Origin of the sequence: Paenibacillus lautus (assembly GCF_050482385.1) — a bacterium.
Classification (GTDB): Bacteria; Bacillota; Bacilli; order Paenibacillales; family Paenibacillaceae; genus Paenibacillus_AQ; species Paenibacillus_AQ lautus_B.
In genome coordinates this window covers 210,768-233,522 of sequence record NZ_JBCNHV010000029.1, presented here as the reverse complement: position 1 = coordinate 233,522, position 22,755 = coordinate 210,768, and the positions used below count along the sequence as shown (strand labels likewise).

Genomic DNA, 22,755 nt, shown 5'->3' with positions numbered 1-22,755 from the left:
TGACGCGGGATAACGGCGATAAAAAAAGGCCCGTGAAGAAAATGGCGCTGCTCCCCAATCTCCAAGGCAATTGGTCGGGATTTCCATGTTGGATCACAGGGAGAAAGGCGAAAGCCAAGCTCAAACCAAGAAATATAAACCATATCCAGAACGACCGCACATCGTCCCCGCTCTTTCCACTCAAGCAAACTCAAGGTTTCCAGTATAAAATAACGTTCCAAATTTTAGTGATATCATATCACAAGCCTATTCAGTACTTTTGGTGAAATAAGTAAATTGGAAATAAAAAATGGCTTCCATCTAATTGTGAAAAATTATACATACACCTCTAAACCCTTATCAATACTGGGATTTTTTCAGCAAGATCAGAGGACAATTGTGGCGAAAAACAGGCCCAGAATTGTGACGAAACTGGTAACTCTCGTGAAAGTTTGAACAAACTATGAACTACCTTAAAACCGCGCCACTACAATGATTTCACTCACACCCCGTTGCTTTTGTAACAAATTGAACACATAAAATTACATACATTGACACGAATATGGATTTATATGTTAATTATACAAGTTTATGTGTTTTGCAAAGCCGACCGGAACTTTCTACTATAGATGTGTCAGTAACATTGAATCGAACGAACGTTTCAAGGAAAGGGGTACATCATGAACAAAAGAGGGCCGTTATTTGCATTGTTATTAAGCTTCACCTTGCTCTTATCGGGATGCAGCTCACTCACGGTATTAGATCCGAAAGGACCGGCTGCCAAAACCCTATCCGATACAATCATATTCTCCATTCTGATGATGGTCGGAATTTTAGCCGTTGTTTACACGCTTTATATCTTCATGCTTACCAAATATCGAGCTAAGAAATCCAATGAAGGTTATGAACCACCCCATGAGGAGGGCAACAAGTGGCTGGAAATTCTCTGGACTGCCATTCCGATCCTGATCGTTGCCGTCCTCTCGGTCGTGACGGTCAAAACGACGGTGGCTGTCGAGAAGGTGCCTGAAGGTTATGAGAACCAAAAACCTCTGGTCATCTACGCTTCCTCTTCGAACTGGAAATGGCACTTCAGCTATCCGGAAGAAGGAATTGAGACCGTCAATTACGTCAACATTCCAACCAACCGTCCGATCGAATTCCGACTCTACTCTTTCGGTCCGATCACGAGCTTCTGGATCCCTCAGCTTCACGGGCAGAAATACGCGATGAGCGACATGCTCACCAAGTTGAACATGGTGGCCGACGTACCGGGTTCCATGATGGGCCGTAACGCGAACTTTAACGGTGAAGGCTTTGCCCATATGGAGTTCGAAGCCCTTGCCATGACCTCTGCCGAGTACGATGAGTGGGTTAAGGACGTGAAGGATACGGCACCTGAGCTGAAGGAAGATGAATTCAAAAAGCTTCTGGAAACCGCGCATGTCGGTCGAATGACCTTCTCCAACACCCATCTGGAATTCAGCCCTCCACCGTCCGAAGATCATCATCATGGCGGTGATGCCAACGGCAATGAGGAGCATCAGAACCATAAAGATGACCATCCGGATCCAGCTACAACAGAGGAAACGGAATTTGATAGTGAAACGAACGTCAATCCGAACGAACCGCTGCCGGACTTCCCGGCTGAAGAAAGTCCAAATCATCAACATGAAGGACATTAAATCGGTGAGGAAAACGTTCTTCACCCGATCTACTTCATACATCCAGAAAGGAGCTAGGCCTTTATGAAATGGGACGAATTTTTCGTTACCGGTGATCCGTTAATATACGGTGCCATGGTGAGTATTGTTCTCGTCTCGCTTGCAATCCTCTTCGGTTTAACCTTCTACAAGAAGTGGGGTTATCTCTGGCGGGAATGGCTCACAACCGTGGATCACAAAAGAATTGGGGTCATGTACATCATCTGTGCATTGATCATGCTGTTCCGTGGCGGTGTCGACGCGATCATGATGCGTGCACAAACCGCCGCACCAGAGATGAAGTTTCTGAACGGTCAGCATTATAATGAAGTATTTACGACTCACGGGGTCATCATGATTCTCTTTATGGCCATGCCGTTTATCTTCGGTCTGATGAACGTCATCATTCCGCTTCAGATCGGTGCCCGTGACGTAGCTTTCCCTAAACTGAACGCAATCAGCTTCTGGCTGTTCTTTGCTGGCGCGATGCTGTTCAACATTTCCTTTGTAATCGGAGGTTCGCCGGATGCCGGCTGGTCCGCCTATTTCCCGCTGGCCAGTATCGAATTCAGTCCGACGGTCGGCAACAACTACTACTCGCTGGCGCTTCAGATTTCAGGGATTGGTACGCTCCTGACAGGTCTTAACTTTATCGTAACGATTCTGAAGATGCGTGCTCCGGGCATGACCTTGATGCGCATGCCAATGTTTACGTGGTCTGTACTGATCACTTGCGTCATCATTATCTTTGCTTTCCCTGTACTTACGATTGCGCTCTTGCTTATGATGTTCGACCGCGTCTTTGGTTCGCAATTCTTCACGATGGCCAACGGCGGCATGGATATGCTTTGGGCCAACCTGTTCTGGGTATGGGGACACCCTGAGGTATACATTGTCATTCTGCCAGCTTTCGGTATTTTCAGTGAGATCATCTCGACTTTCTCCAGAAAAAACTTGTACGGTTACAGCTCCATGGTATTGAGTATGGTGATTATCTCCGGGTTGTCCTTCCTGGTATGGGCCCACCATTTCTATACGATGGGTCAAGGGGCCATGGTCAACGGCTTCTTCTCCATCACGACGATGGCGATTGCCGTACCGACCGGAATCAAAATATTCAACTGGCTCTTCACGCTTCGAAAGGGTCGAATCAGTTTTACGACACCGATGCTCTACTCGCTTGCCTTTATTCCGATCTTCACGATCGGTGGCGTTACCGGCGTCATGCTGGCGATGGCCAGTGCCGACTATCAGTATCACAATACGATGTTCCTGGTTGCCCACTTCCACTATGTGCTCATTCCAGGCGCCGTATTCGCCGTCATTGCCGGTTTCCATTACTGGTTCCCTAAAGTGTTCGGCTTCCGTCTGAACGAAAAGCTTGGCAAAATCGCATTCTGGTTCATTGCCATCTCATTTAACGTTACGTTCTTCCCGATGTTCTTCCTGGGGCTTATGGGGATGACCCGCCGTACGTACACGTATTCGGCCGAAACCGGCTTTGGTCCGCTGAATATGCTGTCGATGGTCGGCGCGGTTGGCCTGGCGATCGGATTCATCCTTCTCGTATACAACATCTACTGGAGTACACGTTACGAGCCGCGCGACAAAACAGGAGATCCATGGGATGCACGCGCACTGGAATGGTCGACGCCAAGTCCGGTTCCTGTTTACAACTTTGCGGTAACTCCGAAAGTCAAAGGCCGCGACGCCTTCTGGTTCTCGAAGAAAAACAACGAGTCGCTTTCGGATGAGAAAATCACGAAGATTCACATGCCAAGCAACACCGGAAAACCATTTATACTAGGTATCGCCTTCTTCTTCCTTGGCTTCTTCCTGGTATTCAGCTGGTGGATTCCATCCATCATTGCCGGTATTGCGGTATTGATTATTTTGGCAACCATGTCCTTTGATCGTGATCACGGATACTACATCCCGGTTGAAGAGATTGTTCAAACCGAACAGAAACTGCGGGGTGATACGGTATGAAAATAGATGCCACTCAGCCGCTGGAATATGGAACAGAGGAAAATCGTAATCGTATATTTGGCTTCTGGCTGTTCCTTGGAGCTGAAATTGCGCTCTTTGCTACCTTGTTTACCGTCTACTTCGTTCTCGTGAACCGCTTTGCCAGCGGTCCGAGCGGAGCAGAAATCTTTGAAATTACACCAGTATTACTTGAAACGTTCCTGCTCTTAACGAGCAGCTTCACCATTGGTTTGGCTGTTCATGCGATGCGTCTGGGACTGAAAAAGCAGATGATGATCTTTATGGTCATCACCCTGCTGCTCGGTGCAGGATTCCTTGGGATCGAGATCTTCGAATTCTTCACCTATGTGCATGAAGGAGTAACGCTCTCAACCAGCGCCTTCTCCTCCAGCTTGTTCACATTGCTTGGCACCCACGGAGCTCACGTTACCTTCGGTCTCCTGTGGGGAACTGGCATTCTGCTTCAAATTAAAAAGCATGGACTGGATCATTCCACAGCCAACAAGTCCTTCATCTTCTCGCTCTACTGGCACTTCCTGGACGTTGTGTGGATCTTCATCTTCAGCTTTGTATACTTGAAAGGACTGATGTGACATGTTAAAACAGTTGTTTCCAATTAAGCATGTAGCGGGTTATATATCGTCTCTCGTCCTTTCAGCGGTTGCGCTCGTCGTTCTGCTGGATATGCCGGCAGCTTCGAAATTGGCCGTTCTGCTGGTTACCGCTATCCTGCAGGCAACCGTTCAGCTCATGCTGTTCATGCACGTCGGGGAAAGTGATGACAAAAAATCCGTTTACATCAACATTGCCTACGCTCTGTTTGTCGGTCTTGTCACCATCTTCGGAACGCTGTTCATCTTCGTATGGGGCTGGTATGCTTAATCCCTGCGAATATCTCTGAACTTAAAATATGGCGATGAACGTTCGCATCCTGATCCTATCATCCCATATCAAAGAGGGTGTCCCAAAAGATCCTAGATCTGGCGGGATGCCCTCTTTTCTTTTATGCGACGCTTCGTGTACGAATCGTTTCGTCCTCTCCGCTACGTTGTGCGGAAACATACTTTAGACAAACGAAAAGAAACCGTTTCTTGGTAAAATGGAAGTGCTACCCACCATTTACGAAAGGAACGGTTTCTTTACATTCAATACACCATGGACCAACTTCACCTGCCAATGCACTTGGAAGACGACATTAGTCACGCCCTGCATCCATGTCCAGAATTTCATCAATCTCACTCTGGAGCTTCGTGGTCAGGGTCTGTTCGTCTCCAATAATCCAGGCATGATTATAAGGAGCTTCCACCAGGGACTTGCCGCTCTGACGCCGTATCGATTCAACATACTTCATAATGGAGCGTGGCACCCCGTCACGGTTCGTAAACAATAAAGGTGCATGCTTCCCCATATGGGATAATGGAGCCGCTGCAATGGACAATACGGGCGAATCTGGAGTCGAGAACGAGAGATTGTAACCCGGCGATTGAATGCCCCAACCAAAGCCTGTTAAGCGATCATTGAACTGTGCAAAATGTATGGCATTCTCGAACGGGTCATCCCCGGATATTCGCGTCACCTTACCGTATTGCTGCAGCTCTTCCTCTACTGCCCGGGATACCACCTTTTCGGGACCGATGATATAGATATTCGCTTTCCCTTTCCGCTTATGAAGCGCCTGTGCCGTCTCTTCAGGCACATTCTTCTCGCGAACATACAGCATCGTTTCCGGCATATGGGCAATCCAGCTCACTGCAGGAAGCGTGTAGTCCGGACGATCCATCGATCCGACAATAACCGAGGTGGGTACTGATCCGGATACCTTAGCAGCGTATTCATCAATAGCAGCTGCTGCTTCTGCTGGCTCCCCGGCAGCAATGTGATCAGTCTTATATTCAAGACCGTGCAGTTCCTTCATCACCCTATCCGAGATCGGGCCAACAGTAATAATCTCAATGCCCTTGTTATGCTCCGCTCCTCTTGGCTTCAGCCGTCTCAGCTCTTCCAGCGTCTCCTTGGGAATCCCCTCTTCTTCCACAAACAGCAGAGGCCCTTCGCTAAGCTGCGTCAGATCGACGCTAACAGCCGCTATGGACCATTGAGCCGAATCCACCAGGATCACCGTCTGCGGACGACTATGCTCATTCGTGGACTGCCACAGCGTCTTGGAGGTCAGTACGGCCGCACTTACAGGATCAGATGTATTCAATCGAATGGTGTTCTTCGTAGCGGACCAAGGTACAGGAACATCCTTCAGCAGCTCCTTGTTGTGAACAGCCGAGGGAATGGAGGGCTCGGAATGACTTTGAGTCTGACTCCATGCGAGGATGCCTGCCGTTAACAGGGCAAGAGCCCAGCCGGCGATCATTTTTTTCACCGTATTTTCCTCCTGTCTCACAAAAAAGCGTCTTTAGGATAGATCTCCTCCACCCTTGATGCTGTGAATTCTACAGATCTTCCATTAACTTCTCCTCATCCATATCCGGCGGCAGTCCCGGCCGGTCATTGGAACGGTTTCGCCTCCATTGTTCCTTCAACATCTTCACAAACACGTCATCCCTGGAGAGCCAGGCACCATACTGCCGCTTCATGTGCCGCTCCGCCTCCTCGAACGATCTGAACCGGAATGGAAGGGGTTCTCCGTTCCACTCGACAATCCATTCCCCGGCGTGGGCATAAACAAACAGCAGATCCTCACCCCAGCTTTCGTATAGAACGCCGGACTCCGTCCCCTTCATGTTGAACTGATTCCGCGAAGCATCGAATCGAATCGGTTCCAGTTCAAACGGGTCAGCAGCAAATAATTGATACACTTCCTCCGTAATCGTGCATCCCGCTGCTTTGGGATGACCGCCTCCCCCGTATCGCATCGCCACTTCGGACACATCCACGTGATCATGAATCGTGCGAAGGCTCATTTTCCTTCCTCCCATGTTCAAAATGGAAATGTAATCCAGGTGGGGATACGTCGTTCCCAGCTCGCTAGCAAGCTCAGAATGATAGGATTCAGCATACACGATGCCTACACAATGCTCCCCCACGAAGGTCTGAATGAGTTCCCGCTGCTTGCGGCGGATGTAACGATCGATTTTATTCTCTTCCATATCCAATATTTTCTCTTCAAACTCATCAAAGAAGAAGTCCCCTTGCTCCCGCAGACGCTGCGTCATCTTGCTCTCAAATTCGTCAAGGGACAACATATAGAACAAATCATTCAGGCGTTTAGCCTCAATCTTCTGATTCTCTTCCCATTCCCACGTATCATAGAGGCGGACCAGCTCTACGAATTCGTCCAGCGCTTCACTTCTGCCCAGATGTCCATGCTCAATTAAATATTCATAGAATAGTGAGGTTGCCGATGCTGGGCGGCCGTCCCGATGCGTGACATCCACTTGCCCCCAGCTATATTCATTCAAGTGAAGAGCCGTTTTGTGGTGATCGATAAGCTGCACCTGCCCTCCCTCTTCGACATACACATTCAGTTCCTTCTCCATATCCGGAGCGACGGACAAATCCGTAATAAACAACACATCATACGGATTCTCCTGCACGGAAGTCCGGTTCAGATACCTTGCGACTTGCTGATTCAAACCGTGAATGGAGTTGTAACGGACATCAATTCCTTCACCGAAAGCGCATTTGGCGATAATGCCGCAACCGACACCATCCAGATCATTATGGCTGTATAGATGATACATAGGTGACTTCCTCCAAACAGTAGGTGGAATGATTAGCTGATCCTGTCTTTCATCCCTTTACGGTTCCCTAAATTCTATCGCTTTAACCCCTGTTAGCCCCATCCGACGTTACAATGGGACAAAAAAAGAAGCAGCTTGAGCAGCCGCTTCTTTTTTGTGAATAATAAAGATATTATGCCTGTTGAACAGGTCTCGGTCCTTTGGATGCCATAACCTCATACATGCCGTGGCTGGAGCTAATCACATGCTCAGGCTGCGGCTTGCCGCGTTTATCACGATGTCCTTGAATATGTGCGGGACTGGTTTCCCAACGTTTCCAAGCTTCTTTGGATTCCCAGCGAATCATGACGATGACTTCTTCCGTTTCGTCGGTACGCTTTGCATTCTTAACAAGGACATTCAGATCGATGAAACCTTCAATTTCTTCAATGGGTCCCGGCTTGCTAAAACGCTCAACAACCAAATTGGATGTGCCTGCTTTAACAATAATCGTTTTCGTCTCGATCAACATATTGAACGAACACTCCCTTAGCAAAAATAACGTAAAATGAACGATATTCTTTCATTCTAAATGATAACGATTATCATTGTCAAATTATATCCTTTCACCCGAAAAACAAAAAAATCTGACCAGCATAAGTCTGCTGATCAGATCATGATTAATTCAGTGAATGTTGCATGGAATTACAAGCCGTGCAATCCTCCTGTAAATAAAAAAGCGAAGTAAAGCCAGCCTTCTTCAACTTGCGCGCAGCCAGGATTCCATCCGAACGCTTCGGTGTTACAATGACCACGGCATCATCGGGTCTCAGCTCCTGCTCCCACACATACGGCAATCTTCCCAGAGAGATGTTAATCGTCTCTTTCTGCGGACAGGCCATATATTCGGATACATCGCGTACATCGAGCACTTTCAGATTCGGACATTCCTTCTGAGCCTGTCGAAGTTCACTGCACTTCATGAACCGCAGGCCAGTTATAGGTACATACCTCCGGTAATAAATACTGAATATAAATATAATCAGAGCGGCAGATGCAATCAGCACATAGCATTCCCCCATCATTGTCATGTGTTTCAGCTTGATGCTTGGTGGAAAGAGTACGGGACATTCAACCCCCAGTACCTACCCCTACGGGTATATAGTATGTGCTTCATGTTTAAATGTCAATACATCATGACAGAGCGCATTCCTCAATTTCAAACCCCAGGTCTTCAATCAATCCCCAGTCTGCGGTATGCGCCTGGCCTTCTGTCGTCAAATAATCGCCGATGAAAATCGAGTTGGCTGCATATAACCCCAGCGGCTGCAAGGAGCGCAGATTCACTTCGCGTCCCCCTGCAATTCGAATCTCTTTCGTGGGGTTAACAAACCGCATCATGGCAAGAATCTTCAAACACATCGTCGGGGTCAATTCCTTGCGCCCTTCAAGAGGAGTGCCTTCGATCGCATTCAAAAAATTGCAAGGAATCGAATCCGCTCCAAGCGATTTCAGAGCAAACGCAATCTCTACCCGTTCTTCCAGGCTCTCGCCCATTCCGAAAATGGCTCCGGAACAAGGGGACATTCCGGAAGAGCTTGCCTGCTTCACGGTATCTAACCGGTCATCGTATGTATGCGTGGTCGTAATCTGTTCATAGTAATCTTTGGAAGTATTCAAATTATGGTTATACCGATGCACACCGGCATCGGCGAGCTTACGGGCATGGTCCTCATTCAAAAAACCCAGGCAACAGCACACCTTCAACTGAGTAGTCTGTGTAATCTCCTTCACCGCTGCGACTACATGATCAATCTCCCGATTGGTAGGACGACGACCGGAAGCAACGATGCAATAGGTGCCCGCCTTTCGGCGAATCGACTCACGCGCGCCTTCGAGAATTTTGTCTTTGGTAAGCCATGCATATTTATCGATAGGCGCTTCCGAAACAATGGACTGGGAGCAGTACCCGCAATCTTCAGGACACAAACCGGATTTGGCGTTTACTATCATGTTCAGCTTGACTTTATTTCCGTAATACTCGCGGCGGATGCGATATGCAGCCTGCATAACCGTCAGCAGTTCCTGATCCTCGCTGCTTAGAATAGCCAAAGCCTCAATCGGCGTAATATCATGCCCTTGCACAACATGGTCAGCCAGAGTCACCCAATCATAATGGATTTGAGTCGTCATATCTTCATTCTCCCTCTACGTTTTTAATGTCAACCATATTTATATATTATTAGGTTAACAATATGGGTAATAATAGCATAGATGACGAAACAGTGGCAATCCTCCAGCGCAGCTTTTGCAAGAAAAAAAGGACTGCTTCATCCATGCCTGCGTCAGGCTTGATGAAACAATCCTCATCCTCGTTAACTACTCGTTGGCTTTACGGCGCTCGCTTGGGCAGCATTTTCACATATTCATCGGACAGCTTCATCAACTGCAGAATATAGTCATAATCGCTGCGATACTGCGAAATGTCCGTTACGGGCTCGAGTGTCTTCAAGGAAACCGCCGTGCCGTCCTCAAACCCGTCCCCAGGCACAAACAGAATATCATTATTAAAGAAAGACCCTGTCGGTAAATAATATCTCATCCCGATTACATTGCGGTCCACATTCAGCAGGTCATGGCCAAATGCGTTAAAACCTTCATCGTCCAGCGATACACCTAAAAGGTTAGCAACGGTTGGCAGAATATCGACCTGACCCCCCACCTGCTCGATGACCTTTCCTTCCTTCATCCCGGGTACATGAATGACAAGCGGGATGTTAAATCGGCTGACCCGCTCATGGTAAGGAATCCCTAACGTTGACGAGATCATATTGGCGTCGGCTTCTGCCGGATTAATGCCGAAGTGATCCCCGTACACAACCAGTACGGTATCCTCCCACAACCCGTTCTGCTTCAGACGGTCAACCAGTGTTCCGAGTGCATAATCAGAATAGTTCACCGACTTCAGGTAATTCCCCAGATGGGTCCCTTCCAGCTCAGCCGGCAGGGTAATCTTCGCGAATTCATCCTTCACATGGTATGGAGAATGGTTGGATACCGTGATGTAATGGGCATAGGTAGGCTTGTTCTGCTGTTGATTCTCCAGCAGCTTGTCCACGCCGACACGGAACAGCTCTTCATCAGAAGGTCCAAATTCATTGAAATTATCATTCGTGAAGTAAGGCTTGTCGTAATAATGCTGAAAATCAAGTGCCGGGTACAGTTTGCTTCGATCCCAGAACTTCACATCATTCACGTGGAATGTCGTAGTAATATACCCGTGCTTGTTCAAGAGCCGCGGCAGACCCGGCAGCTCTTTATTGCCGAACCCGGTGGACATCGCCACCGTTCCGGTCGGATAAATCGATGTATTGACCGCAAACTCGGCATCCGATGTGTTGCCTTGCCCGATCTGTTGGAAGATATGCGGGAAATACAGGCCGCCATCCGCAAGCTGGTTCATCACCGGTGTCAGCTCCTGGCCATTCAGGGATTGACCCACCGGAAAGTTCTGCAGCGATTCCATCTGAACGATGATCAGATTTTTGCCTTTGGCAGCGCCGAAGTAGTCCGGCTTGTCCTTTGCTTCCTTAACGTAAGGATAGGTCGCCAGCAGCTGCTGGGAGCGCAGAATGGTGTCCTGCAGACTCCCTTCGGCCAGCGCACGATTCTCCTGCGAATTCCGGATCACGGCCGATACCTGATAATTCATAAAGCCCATCTGCTCCGCACGCACGATTTCATTCTCGATTCCCCATTCTTTCCGGATGATAAGTCCGGACAGAACACCCGTAATGACCAGCACAACCGTCATGGAGATGCGCCACTTCATTCCAGGTCTGCGCGAATAGGATGCGGAATAACTCGAACGGACTCCACCAAAATGCAATCCTCTTCGGGAGCGCGAACGAATTTTTCGAACCGCCCATATGATCAACAGGACCAGCAGGTCCAGGAAGAAGAGAAAGTGCTCCGGCTCTAATAAAGCCGTAATGCTGGCTCTCACCTGGTTTACTTGACCGATACCCGCAAGCGCGGTATACGTCGGTATGGAGCCAAAATGAACGTTATAAACCGCGGACGCAAACATGATAAAAGATAATACGACATCTAGGATCACATAGACCATCTTTTTCCCTCTTACCGGCAGGATCAGCTCCAGTAAGCTAATCAGGACCAACAGGGATAGCGCGTCAGTAAGCACCTTACCCCATAAGACCCCATTAAACAGAAACACTCTTAGAAGAATCAACTTCAATAAGAGCGTCAAAAAAACGAGTATGCTTAATTTCAACCTTTGTTCAAGGTAGCGTTCCATTTTCCATTCCCTCTTTTGTGTAAATATAATGTTAAATTGCAGCTTCCATTATAACAGGAATGTAAACATCAATCTAATCTGCCCATTCCTTCGCCCCCCCTGTCAATTGTCCAATGCATGATCCTTACGTATCACGTAGGATAAAGCATCCCAATATAAAAGGCTGGAGGGTTTAAGACATGAAGATGGTTGTAACCGGCGGAGCTGGCTTTATCGGCTCCCATCTGGTGAACGGACTCGTTAATCAAGGCTATGAAGTCCATGTGATCGATAACCTGACAACCGGAGATCCAGGTCGCCTGCACAGCGAGGCGATTTTACATGTAGCCGATGTAAGCAGTCAGCAGACAACTGCGTATATCTCCGTGCTGAAGCCGGATGTCGTGTTCCACTTGGCCGCACAGGCCGACGTGCAGCGATCGATCAAGGATCCTCGACTTGATGCGGATGCGAATGTTATGGGCACCATCAATATACTCGAAGCATGTCGTAAGTCTGGGGTCCGTAAGATTGTGTTTGCTTCGACGTCAGGCGTATATGGGGACCTGGAGAAATCTCAGCTGACGGAGGATGATCCAGTTAATCCGATCTCCTTCTATGCACTTTCCAAAGTGGCAGGTGAGCAATATATCCGTTTATACCACCGCTTCTTCGGCCTGCAGTATACCATTCTTCGTTATGGGAACGTCTACGGACCGGGTCAGACTGCGAAGGGGGAAGGCGGTGTTGTGGCGGTATTTGGTGATCGCCTGCGTCAAGGCGCTCCGTTTCATATTTACGGCGATGGCGAACAAACCCGGGATTTCATTTATGTTAAGGATGTGGTTGAAGCGAACCTCGCCTCCATCCAACAAGGGGATGAGAGCGTTCTTCATGTTAGCACCGGCACTGGCCATACCGTCAATTCACTCGTCGATCACATCAGCAGTCTGCATCCTGACCGCATTGATGTCAACTATCTGCCTGCAAAGAACGGTGATATCCTGCATAGCTGCCTGAATAATGAGAAAACTCGGGCATTGCTGCAGTGGAGCCCGTTATTTAGCCTGGAAGAAGGAGTGGAAGAAACCTACCGCCACTGGCTTGGCACATCCTAGGTTCCCAAATGAACGGTAGCAAATGAACATAAAAACAGCCTTATTCCTCGTCATTCCAAGGGATATGGCTGTTTTTAAGCGTTCCGGTTAGGGACACGAAAAACATCCCAAACATAGCGCTTCGTTTTGTCAGAAAAACAAGCGGAGCCCTACCAAAGTCAGGATCCCGACGATGACGGTGGCAAACAGGCTTTTCGTGAGAAAAGCGGTTAGGAACGCGGGCACGGCTGCAATCAATTCGAGTGTATGCCCACCAGGATCTACACGTCCATCCGATAGGAGCAGCTCCTGGGCTAGCAGCGCTCCCATGACGGCAATCGGAACATGATTGAGCCACCGGATCATCGTCTCCGGAATGCGGAGCTTGCTCAGAATCATAAGCGGCAAAACCCTTGGAATGAGAGTTACGACAGCACAACCGATAATCAGTAAGGCGATATGCCATCTTATTTCCATCGTTCGATCACCATCCCTGCAGTAGCCGCAACCATTATCGCAACAATGACCGCCGCGCTTCCCGGCATAACTGTACTGACAGCTACCACTGAAACGGCTGCAATCATAACCACCATGAAGTCGAGTTTATACTTCTTCCGGCTGATCCATTGCAGAGCAAGCAATCCGATAAACATCCCCGGTAATGCGAAATCAAGGCCAAACTTCTCGGGCTCGGGAATCCATTCCCCGACTAAACCGCCTGCTACGTTGGCTGCGCACCAGAACAGATACGCCGTAATATTCAAGCCGACCATCCATTGATAGCCGAGTCTCTTCTGCTCGGTGGCCTTGGCTGCCGCAACACCAAATGTCTCGTCGGTTAACAGGGACCCGATAAAGAAGCTTTTTCCGGAGGAAAGCCCTTTAAAGTACGGGGCAATCGCGGCGCTTAACAGCAGATGCCTGGCATTAACAAAAAATATCGTAACAATGATCGATAGGATCGGGCTAGCAGCCGCTATCATCCCTGCAGCAATAAATTGCCCGGAGCCCGCATAGAGCAGCAGCGAAATGAGCGCAATCTCGAGCAGGCTGAAACCTGCGGTGCGCTCGACAACACCTGCCGCAAAACCGATGCTCAGGTAGCCCAGAAGGGTTGGAATACAATCTTTGAAGCCTTGAAGGTAGGTGTTTCCCTGGTTTCTCTCTAGACCTGCGGGAAGCTGTTCTGTCTTGGTGCTCATCTGTGTTCGATTCCTCTCTTACTCTACAATTCTATTTTTAATTACTATGAATTCTTCCTGCTGCCTTGTCAACGCTGTTACACCGTTTTTTCATCAAAAAAAGCGTCCCGGGAATGCTCCTCATTCGCCAAGAACGCTTCTTCATTCGGTTTATTTAGCTGCTTAAGGCTTCAGGATGACTTTGATACAGCCATCCTTTCGTTCATTGAAGATATCGTAGCCATGGGCAGCCTTCTCCATCGGGAGGCGGTGTGTGATGATATCCGAAGGATCTATAGTCCCCTCTTTCAACATTTGATATAGGTGCGACATGTAATGAATGACGGGTGCCAGCCCCATTTTTAACGTAATATTGCGTTCGAACAGCTCTCCAAGCGGAAATGCATGATAAACAAGCCCATACACGCCGGTTAGCTGGATGGTCCCGTATTTACGAACCATACTCACAGCCATGCGGAAAGCACCCAGTGAGCCTCCCTGGAGCCTCAGCATGCTGGCCAGCATTTCAGCAGGGGTCCGTTTGGCGTCCAGACCTACACAATCAATGACAACATCTGCGCCTCCCTTGGTGATCTCTCGGACATAATGCTCGATTTCGGGGATTTTCTCAAAATTGTAAGTTTCCACAAGATTGGTCCGTTTCGCATGCGCCAGCCTGTAATCCACATGATCAATCGCAATCACCCGCTTCGCACCTTTTAGCCAGGCAAACTTCTGCGTCAGCAATCCAATCGGACCGCAGCCCAGAACAATCACGACATCACCCGGTTTAACCCCTCCGTTCTCCACGCTCCAGATGGCTGTGGGGAGCGCATCGGAGAGCATGAGCAGCTTCTCATCTTCCATCTCGGCGTCCTCAGGAATAACAAAGGGCATGGAATTTCCGTAAGGGACGCGCAAAAGCTCTGCTTGCGCACCTTGAAAACCGCCGAACGCCTCACTATAACCAAAAAAACCGCCGGTATTCTTGGCTTCATTCGCATAATCGCATTGGCTCTCCATGTGGTTCTGGCAGAAAAGGCATTTTCCGCAAGATATGATAAAAGGAATAATGACACGGTCACCCACTTTGACCCTGCTTACTGCCGGACCTGCATCCACAACGATTCCTAAAGGCTCATGGCCGATAATGTAATCATCGGTCAGCTGTTTTAATCCACCGTTATATAAATGCAAATCCGATCCGCAGATGGCCGTGGTGGTGACTCGGATCAGAATATCCTCGCTGTGCTGAAGAACGGCGTCCTTCATCTCCTTCACTTGGATCCGATGTCTGCCTTGATAGGTGACTGCTTTCACGAACGAAACTCCTTTTCGAGTCAATATCCATTTTTGTAAGGATTTGACTTTTTAGGATCAGTCTACGCAAATTCAGTCATAACTACTCCGCCAGGGCAAAAATAAAGAAGTTCAGCCCAGCGCTTCGGGTTGAATGTCTACTGGCTGCTTTTTTGATTTCCCGACTTTCAAGAATAATACCAGCCCTAACAGCACAAGCGCTCCCCCTGCCGCCTGCAGGGAATTCATCGACTCATTCAACAGGAGAAAAGCCAGCACACTCGCTCCAACCGGCTCTCCGAGAACACTCATTGATACGGTTGAGGCTGTGGCATACTTCATCAACCAATTAAATAGCAGATGACCGAATACCGTTGGCACGACAGCCAATAAGGCAAATATCCCCCACTCTCGTCCGGAATACCCTGTCATTGGAATGTTCATACCCACGTTATACACCGCCAATACGGACGCTGCTATCGCAAAGACAAGCCAGCTGTACAGGAAAGAAGGCAGACGGCGCAGCAGCAATTGACCCAGCAGCATATGGACGGCGACCGCAGCCGTCCCCAGCAAAGACATGATATCCCCTGTCAAATGTCCCTTGCTCCCACTAAGCCCACTGCTTCCAATGAGAAGGAAGACGCCGAGGAAGGCGATGGCCATGCCTCCGATTGCCGCCAGCGATGTTTTCTCCTTAAACCAGAAGTAAGCACCCATCATCACGAATACCGGCTGAAGGGCAAGGATAATCGTGGAGCTGGCTACGCTCGTCCACTTCAAGGAGCCCATCCATAACAAAAAATGCAGAGCCAGCATCGTTCCGGATAGAAGAAGCAGCAGCAGATCTGTTCGCTTCAGCGATTTGATATCCGGCACGTATTTTACCGCGAAGGGCAGCATGATCAGGAACGTGATCACCAGTCTGTACATCGCTTGAATGGATACGGGGCTGCTGGACCATTTTACGAAAATCGAGGAAAAAGAAATAGCTATGATGCCGATAAATAGAGGAATAAATACGGGAATCGGTGCTCGGTTCGAATTCATGATGGTTAAATGATTCACCTTTCGTGTTATATTAGAGAATGATTTTAAAATTATAACATTCGGAAAAGGATAATTGGCATGAAAAAGAAAGACCTTCGCAACCAAATGACCCCTCCCAAATTTCTGGCGATCGGCTTTGCCTCGATTACACTGATCGGGACATTCCTGCTTAAACTTCCCATCGCTACGGCGGACGGGAGTTCTACCTCGATTGTAGATGCTCTCTTCACAGCGGTTTCCGCCATCAGTGTAACGGGTTTAACCGTTGTGGATACAGGGACTCATTGGTCCATGTTTGGACAAATTGTTATGCTCATGCTCGTTCAGCTTGGCGGATTGGGTTTTATGACCTCAGCCACCTGGATTGCATTGATGTTCAATCGCAGAATCTCGCTTCGCGAGCGCATGATCCTTCAGGCGGCGATGGGACAATACCAAATTCAAGGGATTGTGGATCTCATCCGCAGAGTGCTCATATACGCTCTGATCATTGAGGGTGCAGGCGCCTTGCTGCTGACGCTCAGGTTCTCTGCCATTATGCCGCTTGCAGATGCGGCATACTTCGGCATATTCCAGAGCATTTCCATATTCAACAATGCAGGCTTTGACCTCTTTGGCCAAATTCACGGCCCCTTTTCGGGGTTTGCAACCTATGTAGCGGATCCATTTGTCAATATTATCTTAATGCTCTTAATTTTTCTTGGAGGAATCGGCTTCATTGTCATCTTTGATCTTATCGAGTATCCGAAGTGCAAGAAACTGTCTCTTCACTCCAAGGTTGTATTAACCGTGACATCACTGTTAATCGTAGTTGGGGCTGTCATGATCTTTATTCTGGAGCACGGCAATCCCAAAACATTAGGGCCGCTCTCGTACCCGGTAAAAATCATGGCCTCTCTATTCCAATCGATCACGCCGCGTTCCGGCGGCATCAGCACCTTGGACATCTCGAGCCTGGAGCAATCCTCCCAGTTCTTCATGATCCTCCTGATGTTCATCGGCGCAGCTCCCGGATCAACAGGAGGCGGAATTAAGGTAACCACTTTCGCCGTGCTCATCGGTGCTGTCGTTACGATGATCCAGGGAAAACGTGATGTTGTTCTCTATCGCAATCGAATCTCCCAAGCCTTGGTTTACCGTTCCATTACGCTGACGATTCTATCGCTGCTGCTATTGGTGGGAGCTTCCATGTTTCTGTCCGTTACGGAATCTGGTGAATTCTTAAGAATTCTGTTCGAAGCCGTATCCGCGTTCGGTACAGCCGGGTTATCCATGGGACTTACAACCGAGCTATCCGGAGTTGGCAAGGTCACCGTTGCCCTGCTCATGTTCCTTGGCCGGTTAGGTCCGCTAACCCTTGCTTACGCGCTTAGCCGCAAGAATAATAAAGAACTGTATCGCCATCCGGAAGGCCGAATTACGATAGGGTAAGTTGTTCTTCTCCGCTGAAAACTTATAGATTCTATAATCTTAAACAAACCGTACCCTTCCCTTCCATGGGAGGTGTACGGTTTGTTTTCATTGGAATCCATTTCTGATTCGTCTTTTATTCGCCGAACTCGCTGGCATCGATGGCTGCATCCAGCAAATCATCAAACAGCTCGTTATCGGCTTCAATCCGCTCGTCAATCTGAAGAAACTGCTCCTCGATTCCCGGCTCGCCAGCAAAGTTCAGGCTGTAGTCCCAGTCCCGGCCATTCTTGCTCAGGAATGTGATCTCGTAGGCTGATGCATGTCCATCTATAGAAAATACGGTATATCCTACGAACTGATCGCTATCATCCCGCTTCATATCCGCACGCTCGATTCGGACTTCTGACACGTTTCCACGCTCCTTCATTACGTTGTAAAGCACTCACAAGACTCAGTATATCACTTTTCCTGGCAACTGATTATTGTTTTTCTTATACGCCTGGATCTAGTATAATATGGGTTGGTAAATTAAATTGCATTGGAGGGTACCAAATGTCCGATTTCAATACAAACTTGGACAAATATGCCGAGTTGGCTGTAAAGGTTGGAGTTAACATACAGGAAGGACAAACCTTAGTGGTTCATGCTCCTGTTGATTCCGCCGAGTTCACTCGCTTGATTGCCAAAAAGGCATACGAAGCGGGTGCCCGCCTGGTTAAGATCATGTGGACCGACGAAACGATAACAAGACTTCAATTCGAAAAGGCAGCGGATGATGTCTTTACCGAAGCACCGAAATGGTATGCCGGCGAAATGACGGAATTGGTGGAGAAAGGCGCAGCTATTCTGCACGTGCTGGCCGAGAATCCCGATCTGCTCAGCGGCATTGATTCCGAACGCATCGGAAACTTCTACAAAACGCGCGGCGAGGCATTGAAACAATATCGCGCCTATCAACAGTCCGACAAGTTTAGCTGGTGTCTGATCGCTGTGCCTTCAGCAGCTTGGGCTGCCAAGGTGTTCCCGGATGCGCCGGAGTCCGAGCAGGTTGGCAAATTGTGGGATGCCATCTTCCACACCGTTCGTGTGGATCAGGATAACCCGGTGGAAGCCTGGAACAAACACCTCGAAGTGCTTGAAGCGAAATCCACCGTGCTGAACGCCAAGAAATACAAGAAACTCCACTATATCGCACCGGGAACCGATCTTACCATCGAGCTGCCGGAAGGTCATATTTGGGCCCAAGGCGACAGCATCAACGAACGCGGACATTCCTTTGTGGCTAACATGCCAACAGAAGAGGTATTTACCGCTCCTCTCAAAACGGGAGTCAACGGAACCGTACATAGTACGAAGCCTTTGAGCTATGCCGGAAACATCGTGGACAATTTCTCCCTCACTTTTGAAAAAGGTAAAGTGGTCAGTTTTACGGCAGAACAAGGTTATGAGACCCTTGAACGTCTCCTGAACATGGATGAAGGTGCTCGTTATCTTGGAGAAGTGGCATTGGTGCCGCATCAATCCCCGATCTCGGAGTCAAACATCCTGTATTACAATACATTGTTTGACGAGAATGCTTCCAACCACCTTGCCCTCGGAAGTGCATATGCTTTCTGCTTAGAAGGCGGAAAAGATATGAATCAGGAGCAATTGATTCAGAACGGCCTCAATACGAGCGTAACCCATGTTGATTTCATGATCGGCTCCGGCGAAATGGATATTTACGGAGTGACGGCAGATGGCAAGGAAGAACCGGTATTCCTGAAAGGAAACTGGGCATTTTAAGAAACGATACAGCAATAAGCAGCTATTTCTTATGAAGTAGCTGCTTTCTTTGAACTTTTCCGACCTTTAATTGACCTGAGGTTGATTTACAATCGGAAAAATGGTGCGATAATCAAGAAAGCGAACGAAGATACTTAAAATGCGTGTTCAAAAAGTCAGCTTTTCAGCACCGAAGCTTTTTGAACAACCTCTTAAAGGTAGCATAAAAGAAATGGAGGATCTGTCATGTCCAGCTTTGAACAAAAATTGGAACGCTATGCGGAGCTTGCAGTCAAGGTGGGTGCCAATGTGCAGCAGGGACAAACGCTGGTCGTTAACGCAATGATCGATGCCGCGCCGCTAGTACGTCTTATCGTGAAGAAAGCTTATGAAACAGGCGCCAAGCAAGTTAAAGTGAATTACAGTGATGAGGTTGTGAACCGGATACGGTATGATCTAGCACCAGCCGAAGCTTTTCTGGAGCCGCCGACATATTATGCGGAGGAAGTAACCGAGCTTGCCGAGCAAGGAGCTGCTTTCTTGACGATTCTCTCCTCGAACCCGGACCTGCTCAAAGGCGTTGATCCGGAGCGTATTTCCAATTACCAGCGTACATATGGCGCTGCCATGGCGAAATACCGGCAATATCAGCAAGCCGATAAAATGAGCTGGACCGGCATTGCCTACGCTTCCCCTGATTGGGCTGCCAAGGTGTTCCCTGACGTTCCGGTCGAGCAGCAGGTGGACAAAATGTGGGACGCAATTTTCCACGCGGTTCGTGCAGATCTCGAAGATCCCATGGGTGCATGGGAAGAGCATATCACGACTCTCCAGCACAAATCGGATGAGCTCAATGCCAAGAAGTATCATAAGCTCCGTTTCACTTCACCGGGAACGGATCTTACGATCGAGCTTCCGGAGGGGCATATTTGGGCCCAAGCGGGCAGCCACAACGAAAAAGGCGAGCGGTTCGTTGCCAATATTCCGACGGAGGAAGTATTCACCGCTCCTCTCAAAACCGGCGTGAACGGCACTGTACGCAGCACGAAGCCTTTGAGCTACGGCGGCAACATCATCGACAATTTCTCAATAACGTTTGAGAATGGCCGCATCGTTGATTTTTCCGCGGAACAAGGCGAAGATACCTTAACCCGCCTGATTTCCATGGATGAAGGCTCGCATTATCTTGGCGAGGTTGCGCTTGTGCCTTATCGTTCCCCAATCTCGGAAAGCGGCATCTTGTATTACAACACGCTGTTTGACGAAAATGCCTCCTGTCACCTGGCCATCGGCAGCGCGTATGCCTTTAACCTTGAAGGCGGCAAGACCATGACGTCCGAACAGCTTCAAGCAAGCGGTCTGAACACTAGCATTACCCACGTCGACTTCATGATGGGCTCCAGAGAGCTTAATATTACCGGAATCACCCATGATGGTACGGAGGAGCCTGTATTCATCGACGGCAATTGGGCGTAAACCACTGCAATTCCGCTATGTGTATGACAAGCACAGCGCAAATTAGACCTGAACTATATAACAGAGCAGCCTTCTAAATCAGAGGCTGCTCTGTTTTTTTATAATAGACCTTCCTACTATGCCCTTCCCCATTGCCTCAATTCCATTTCGATTAATACATATAATCTGCCGAGCATATAATGAAGAGATGGACGCATGTCTCAGACTAGCCATTTTAATTCATAAGTTAACGCGCTTCAAACACATGACTTCATAAGGATAGACCCATTTTCCGGAAACAGTCTTCAGAGCTGGCTGTTATTAGAATTAATAGGGCTTTTTTACCCGATATGTTGTAAAATGATGAGAGAAATAGGATGGTTACACCAGAGAGGGGATTATCGCGTGTCCAACCGATTACAGCTCCTCCTTGCAGCAGATTTCGCTGATCTGAGCGAACCTATTCAGGAAGAAATCTATTATGAATTTTATGACCTCGTTTATGGACAGATACTGTATGTCGTACGGGATCATGCTGCTGTTGAGGATATCATTCAGGAGTCCTTTATAAAAGTGATCACAAGTAAGCCGAATTTTGAAACGGAAAGCAAGATGCGGGGATGGCTCCGAGTCGTCGCCAAAAACTCAACGATGAATTATTTAAGAAAAAATAAAAAATACCGTAACCAAGTGGATGTCGAGAGTGTTTTTATTAATGAAGAGGACGTGGCAGTTTCTTCCACAAACGTGGAACATCAGGTGGAGTCGAATATGCTGGAGGAATCCATCGAGCATTACCTCGACCAATTGAAGCCTGAATACAAGCTATTGATTGAGTACCGTTGGAAGCATAGTCTGACGTACAGGGAAATCGCGGAGCTGCTGAATACTCGTGAAGAGATCGTGAAGCAGCGCTTGTTTCGAGCCAGAGAATCCGTAAAAAAAATGCTGTATAGAGAGTGGGGTGAATTGGATGAGCAACGAAAAATACGATGATTGGTTTGATGAAGCCTTTGACGAAGCCTTTGATCGTGCAGCATCACGTTCCTCACTCCCTACTGACAACGAGTCCAAACGACAATCGTGGCAGCAGGTCAAGCAACAAATCAATCAGGCTAACAAAAAGAAACAGCGTCGACACAGATTTCAGTTAGCCGGAGTCATCGCCGCATCGATGGCCTTTGGTGCGTTGATATTCTCTCCATCCTCTGTAACTCAAGCGGTAACACCGGTTTATCAGGAGATCAAGGATTGGGGAAATGGTGTGGTTACTCAAATATTCGGTATGCGAGAGCCTGTTGATGAGGGCAAGGCATTAACCGCTCCACCACCGGAACAAGGAATAGAGCCAGAAGAGCATGTACCGCCAGCTGAATTAGTGGACACCGAATATGTTCCTTTCACAGATACCGATGAATCTCTGACAGAGTCACAAAAACGTGCCGTATTTAAAATACCAAAAATCAATTATCTTCCGGAAGATTACAAATTCCATGAGGCTACCGCATTAACAAAGGATGACAATGCAGATTTTGACGAGCTTCATCTTCAATATAAAAATTCGGACGATAAGTTTTTCTATATTGATCTCATCGGGATGCAACTTGGCAAAATGATTAATCTCAATGGAGATATCAAGAAGACGATTGTTCTTGAATCCGGAGCGAAAGCCTATTTAACCGAGAATAACCTGCGCTTCTTATACGATAATGATCAAGTGGTTGTGTCCATTAGCGGCTTCTTCACGGAAGAAGAATTCATTAAAATCGCAAACAGCATACAATGATTTTTAGATGATCTAAAAAAAGAACTGGCTGCCCCCAAAGTATATGGTTTCTTTGAAAAACAGCCTGG

General features: G+C 48.1%; 21 protein-coding genes. 10 read left to right on the top strand and 11 right to left on the bottom strand.

The genetic code is table 11. The annotated features are described in order from the left end of the window. Positions 1 to 659: 659 nt before the first annotated feature. From qoxA to qoxD, 4 genes are all read left to right on the top strand, one after another. A complete protein-coding gene (gene qoxA, locus ABEW73_RS30830; protein WP_430165126.1) occupies positions 660 to 1,664 on the top strand; it encodes a cytochrome aa3 quinol oxidase subunit II in 1,005 nt (334 codons plus the stop codon). A gap of 63 nt (positions 1,665 to 1,727) precedes the next feature. Further along, positions 1,728 to 3,671 (top strand): cytochrome aa3 quinol oxidase subunit I, encoded by a 1,944-nt coding sequence (qoxB, locus tag ABEW73_RS30825; RefSeq protein WP_430165130.1) that lies wholly within the window; start codon positions 1,728 to 1,730, stop codon positions 3,669 to 3,671. Beyond that, positions 3,668 to 4,264: a cytochrome aa3 quinol oxidase subunit III gene (qoxC, locus tag ABEW73_RS30820; protein ID WP_076321252.1), complete on the top strand. Its 597-nt coding sequence runs from the start codon at positions 3,668 to 3,670 to the stop codon at positions 4,262 to 4,264. The genes qoxB and qoxC overlap by 4 nt, the downstream gene beginning before the upstream one ends. A gap of 1 nt (position 4,265) precedes the next feature. Beyond that, positions 4,266 to 4,553 carry a cytochrome aa3 quinol oxidase subunit IV gene (qoxD, locus tag ABEW73_RS30815; RefSeq protein WP_098743425.1) on the top strand — a complete coding sequence of 96 codons (288 nt, stop codon included), beginning with the start codon at positions 4,266 to 4,268 and terminating at the stop codon, positions 4,551 to 4,553. A 313-nt stretch (positions 4,554 to 4,866) separates the two neighbouring features. Here the strand turns inward: qoxD and ABEW73_RS30810 are convergent, their stop codons facing one another. The 6 genes from ABEW73_RS30810 to ABEW73_RS30785 all read right to left on the bottom strand — a co-directional run bounded on the left by ABEW73_RS30810 (position 4,867) and on the right by ABEW73_RS30785 (position 11,663). Next, a complete protein-coding gene (locus ABEW73_RS30810) occupies positions 4,867 to 6,036 on the bottom strand; it encodes a cell wall-binding repeat-containing protein (RefSeq protein WP_430165622.1) in 1,170 nt (389 codons plus the stop codon). Between the two features lie 79 nt (positions 6,037 to 6,115). Next, positions 6,116 to 7,366: a DHH family phosphoesterase gene (locus tag ABEW73_RS30805; protein ID WP_430165132.1), complete on the bottom strand. Its 1,251-nt coding sequence runs from the start codon at positions 7,364 to 7,366 to the stop codon at positions 6,116 to 6,118. Positions 7,367 to 7,538: 172 nt separating this feature from the next. Next, a complete protein-coding gene (locus ABEW73_RS30800; protein WP_213644932.1) occupies positions 7,539 to 7,877 on the bottom strand; it encodes an antibiotic biosynthesis monooxygenase in 339 nt (112 codons plus the stop codon). Positions 7,878 to 8,025: 148 nt separating this feature from the next. Further along, complete coding sequence (locus ABEW73_RS30795; protein ID WP_430165135.1) at positions 8,026 to 8,412, bottom strand: rhodanese-like domain-containing protein; 387 nt, start codon at positions 8,410 to 8,412, stop codon at positions 8,026 to 8,028. Positions 8,413 to 8,539: 127 nt separating this feature from the next. Beyond that, a complete protein-coding gene (gene bioB, locus ABEW73_RS30790; protein ID WP_430165138.1) occupies positions 8,540 to 9,538 on the bottom strand; it encodes a biotin synthase BioB in 999 nt (332 codons plus the stop codon). A gap of 199 nt (positions 9,539 to 9,737) precedes the next feature. Then, complete coding sequence (locus ABEW73_RS30785; RefSeq protein WP_430165141.1) at positions 9,738 to 11,663, bottom strand: LTA synthase family protein; 1,926 nt, start codon at positions 11,661 to 11,663, stop codon at positions 9,738 to 9,740. Positions 11,664 to 11,842: 179 nt separating this feature from the next. Here ABEW73_RS30785 and ABEW73_RS30780 point away from each other — a divergent pair, with 179 nt between their 5' ends. After that, positions 11,843 to 12,760, top strand: a complete 918-nt coding sequence (locus ABEW73_RS30780; protein ID WP_430165144.1) for an NAD-dependent epimerase/dehydratase family protein — start codon at positions 11,843 to 11,845, stop codon at positions 12,758 to 12,760. A 129-nt stretch (positions 12,761 to 12,889) separates the two neighbouring features. Here the strand turns inward: ABEW73_RS30780 and ABEW73_RS30775 are convergent, their stop codons facing one another. From ABEW73_RS30775 to ABEW73_RS30760, 4 genes are all read right to left on the bottom strand, one after another. Further along, positions 12,890 to 13,216 carry an AzlD domain-containing protein gene (locus ABEW73_RS30775; RefSeq protein ID WP_430165147.1) on the bottom strand — a complete coding sequence of 109 codons (327 nt, stop codon included), beginning with the start codon at positions 13,214 to 13,216 and terminating at the stop codon, positions 12,890 to 12,892. Further along, positions 13,207 to 13,941 carry an AzlC family ABC transporter permease gene (locus tag ABEW73_RS30770; RefSeq protein ID WP_430165150.1) on the bottom strand — a complete coding sequence of 245 codons (735 nt, stop codon included), beginning with the start codon at positions 13,939 to 13,941 and terminating at the stop codon, positions 13,207 to 13,209. Before ABEW73_RS30770 ends, ABEW73_RS30775 begins: the two co-directional genes overlap by 10 nt. Before the next feature lie 162 nt (positions 13,942 to 14,103). After that, positions 14,104 to 15,240: an alcohol dehydrogenase catalytic domain-containing protein gene (locus tag ABEW73_RS30765; RefSeq protein ID WP_379406990.1), complete on the bottom strand. Its 1,137-nt coding sequence runs from the start codon at positions 15,238 to 15,240 to the stop codon at positions 14,104 to 14,106. A gap of 111 nt (positions 15,241 to 15,351) precedes the next feature. Beyond that, the gene (locus tag ABEW73_RS30760; RefSeq protein ID WP_379406989.1) at positions 15,352 to 16,269 is read right to left on the bottom strand and encodes a DMT family transporter; all 918 of its coding nucleotides are present in this window, start codon (positions 16,267 to 16,269) and stop codon (positions 15,352 to 15,354) included. A 78-nt stretch (positions 16,270 to 16,347) separates the two neighbouring features. On the opposite strand from ABEW73_RS30760, the gene ABEW73_RS30755 reads away from it, so the two are divergent. Then, positions 16,348 to 17,700 carry a TrkH family potassium uptake protein gene (locus ABEW73_RS30755; RefSeq protein WP_379406988.1) on the top strand — a complete coding sequence of 451 codons (1,353 nt, stop codon included), beginning with the start codon at positions 16,348 to 16,350 and terminating at the stop codon, positions 17,698 to 17,700. Positions 17,701 to 17,815: 115 nt separating this feature from the next. Here ABEW73_RS30755 and ABEW73_RS30750 read toward each other — a convergent pair whose 3' ends face one another. Then, complete coding sequence (locus tag ABEW73_RS30750) at positions 17,816 to 18,091, bottom strand: hypothetical protein (protein WP_071224350.1); 276 nt, start codon at positions 18,089 to 18,091, stop codon at positions 17,816 to 17,818. A 143-nt stretch (positions 18,092 to 18,234) separates the two neighbouring features. On the opposite strand from ABEW73_RS30750, the gene ABEW73_RS30745 reads away from it, so the two are divergent. The 4 genes from ABEW73_RS30745 to ABEW73_RS30730 all read left to right on the top strand — a co-directional run bounded on the left by ABEW73_RS30745 (position 18,235) and on the right by ABEW73_RS30730 (position 22,687). Then, positions 18,235 to 19,467: an aminopeptidase gene (locus ABEW73_RS30745; RefSeq protein WP_430165154.1), complete on the top strand. Its 1,233-nt coding sequence runs from the start codon at positions 18,235 to 18,237 to the stop codon at positions 19,465 to 19,467. 225 nt (positions 19,468 to 19,692) lie between these two features. Next, the gene (locus tag ABEW73_RS30740; RefSeq protein WP_430165156.1) at positions 19,693 to 20,922 is read left to right on the top strand and encodes an aminopeptidase; all 1,230 of its coding nucleotides are present in this window, start codon (positions 19,693 to 19,695) and stop codon (positions 20,920 to 20,922) included. A 384-nt stretch (positions 20,923 to 21,306) separates the two neighbouring features. Next, complete coding sequence (locus ABEW73_RS30735) at positions 21,307 to 21,897, top strand: RNA polymerase sigma factor (RefSeq protein ID WP_098743387.1); 591 nt, start codon at positions 21,307 to 21,309, stop codon at positions 21,895 to 21,897. Continuing rightward, the gene (locus ABEW73_RS30730; RefSeq protein WP_430165159.1) at positions 21,875 to 22,687 is read left to right on the top strand and encodes a DUF4367 domain-containing protein; all 813 of its coding nucleotides are present in this window, start codon (positions 21,875 to 21,877) and stop codon (positions 22,685 to 22,687) included. Before ABEW73_RS30735 ends, ABEW73_RS30730 begins: the two co-directional genes overlap by 23 nt. Positions 22,688 to 22,755 lie beyond the last annotated feature (68 nt).

Bases quoted from the DNA above. Each gene is read 5' to 3' on its own strand.
- qoxB (WP_430165130.1), top strand. From the start codon at position 1,728: ATGAAATGGGACGAATTTTTCGTTACCGGTGATCCGTTAATATACGGT.
- ABEW73_RS30745 (WP_430165154.1), top strand. From the start codon at position 18,235: ATGTCCGATTTCAATACAAACTTGGACAAATATGCCGAGTTGGCTGTA.
- ABEW73_RS30755 (WP_379406988.1), top strand. From the start codon at position 16,348: ATGAAAAAGAAAGACCTTCGCAACCAAATGACCCCTCCCAAATTTCTG.
- ABEW73_RS30780 (WP_430165144.1), top strand. From the start codon at position 11,843: ATGAAGATGGTTGTAACCGGCGGAGCTGGCTTTATCGGCTCCCATCTG.
- ABEW73_RS30800 (WP_213644932.1), bottom strand. From the start codon at position 7,877: ATGTTGATCGAGACGAAAACGATTATTGTTAAAGCAGGCACATCCAAT.
- ABEW73_RS30785 (WP_430165141.1), bottom strand. From the start codon at position 11,663: ATGGAACGCTACCTTGAACAAAGGTTGAAATTAAGCATACTCGTTTTT.
- qoxC (WP_076321252.1), top strand. From the start codon at position 3,668: ATGAAAATAGATGCCACTCAGCCGCTGGAATATGGAACAGAGGAAAAT.
- ABEW73_RS30730 (WP_430165159.1), top strand. From the start codon at position 21,875: ATGAGCAACGAAAAATACGATGATTGGTTTGATGAAGCCTTTGACGAA.
- ABEW73_RS30760 (WP_379406989.1), bottom strand. From the start codon at position 16,269: ATGAATTCGAACCGAGCACCGATTCCCGTATTTATTCCTCTATTTATC.
- ABEW73_RS30805 (WP_430165132.1), bottom strand. From the start codon at position 7,366: ATGTATCATCTATACAGCCATAATGATCTGGATGGTGTCGGTTGCGGC.
- ABEW73_RS30740 (WP_430165156.1), top strand. From the start codon at position 19,693: ATGTCCAGCTTTGAACAAAAATTGGAACGCTATGCGGAGCTTGCAGTC.
- ABEW73_RS30770 (WP_430165150.1), bottom strand. From the start codon at position 13,941: ATGAGCACCAAGACAGAACAGCTTCCCGCAGGTCTAGAGAGAAACCAG.
- qoxD (WP_098743425.1), top strand. From the start codon at position 4,266: ATGTTAAAACAGTTGTTTCCAATTAAGCATGTAGCGGGTTATATATCG.
- bioB (WP_430165138.1), bottom strand. From the start codon at position 9,538: ATGACGACTCAAATCCATTATGATTGGGTGACTCTGGCTGACCATGTT.
- qoxA (WP_430165126.1), top strand. From the start codon at position 660: ATGAACAAAAGAGGGCCGTTATTTGCATTGTTATTAAGCTTCACCTTG.
- ABEW73_RS30775 (WP_430165147.1), bottom strand. From the start codon at position 13,216: ATGGAAATAAGATGGCATATCGCCTTACTGATTATCGGTTGTGCTGTC.
- ABEW73_RS30810 (WP_430165622.1), bottom strand. From the start codon at position 6,036: ATGATCGCCGGCTGGGCTCTTGCCCTGTTAACGGCAGGCATCCTCGCA.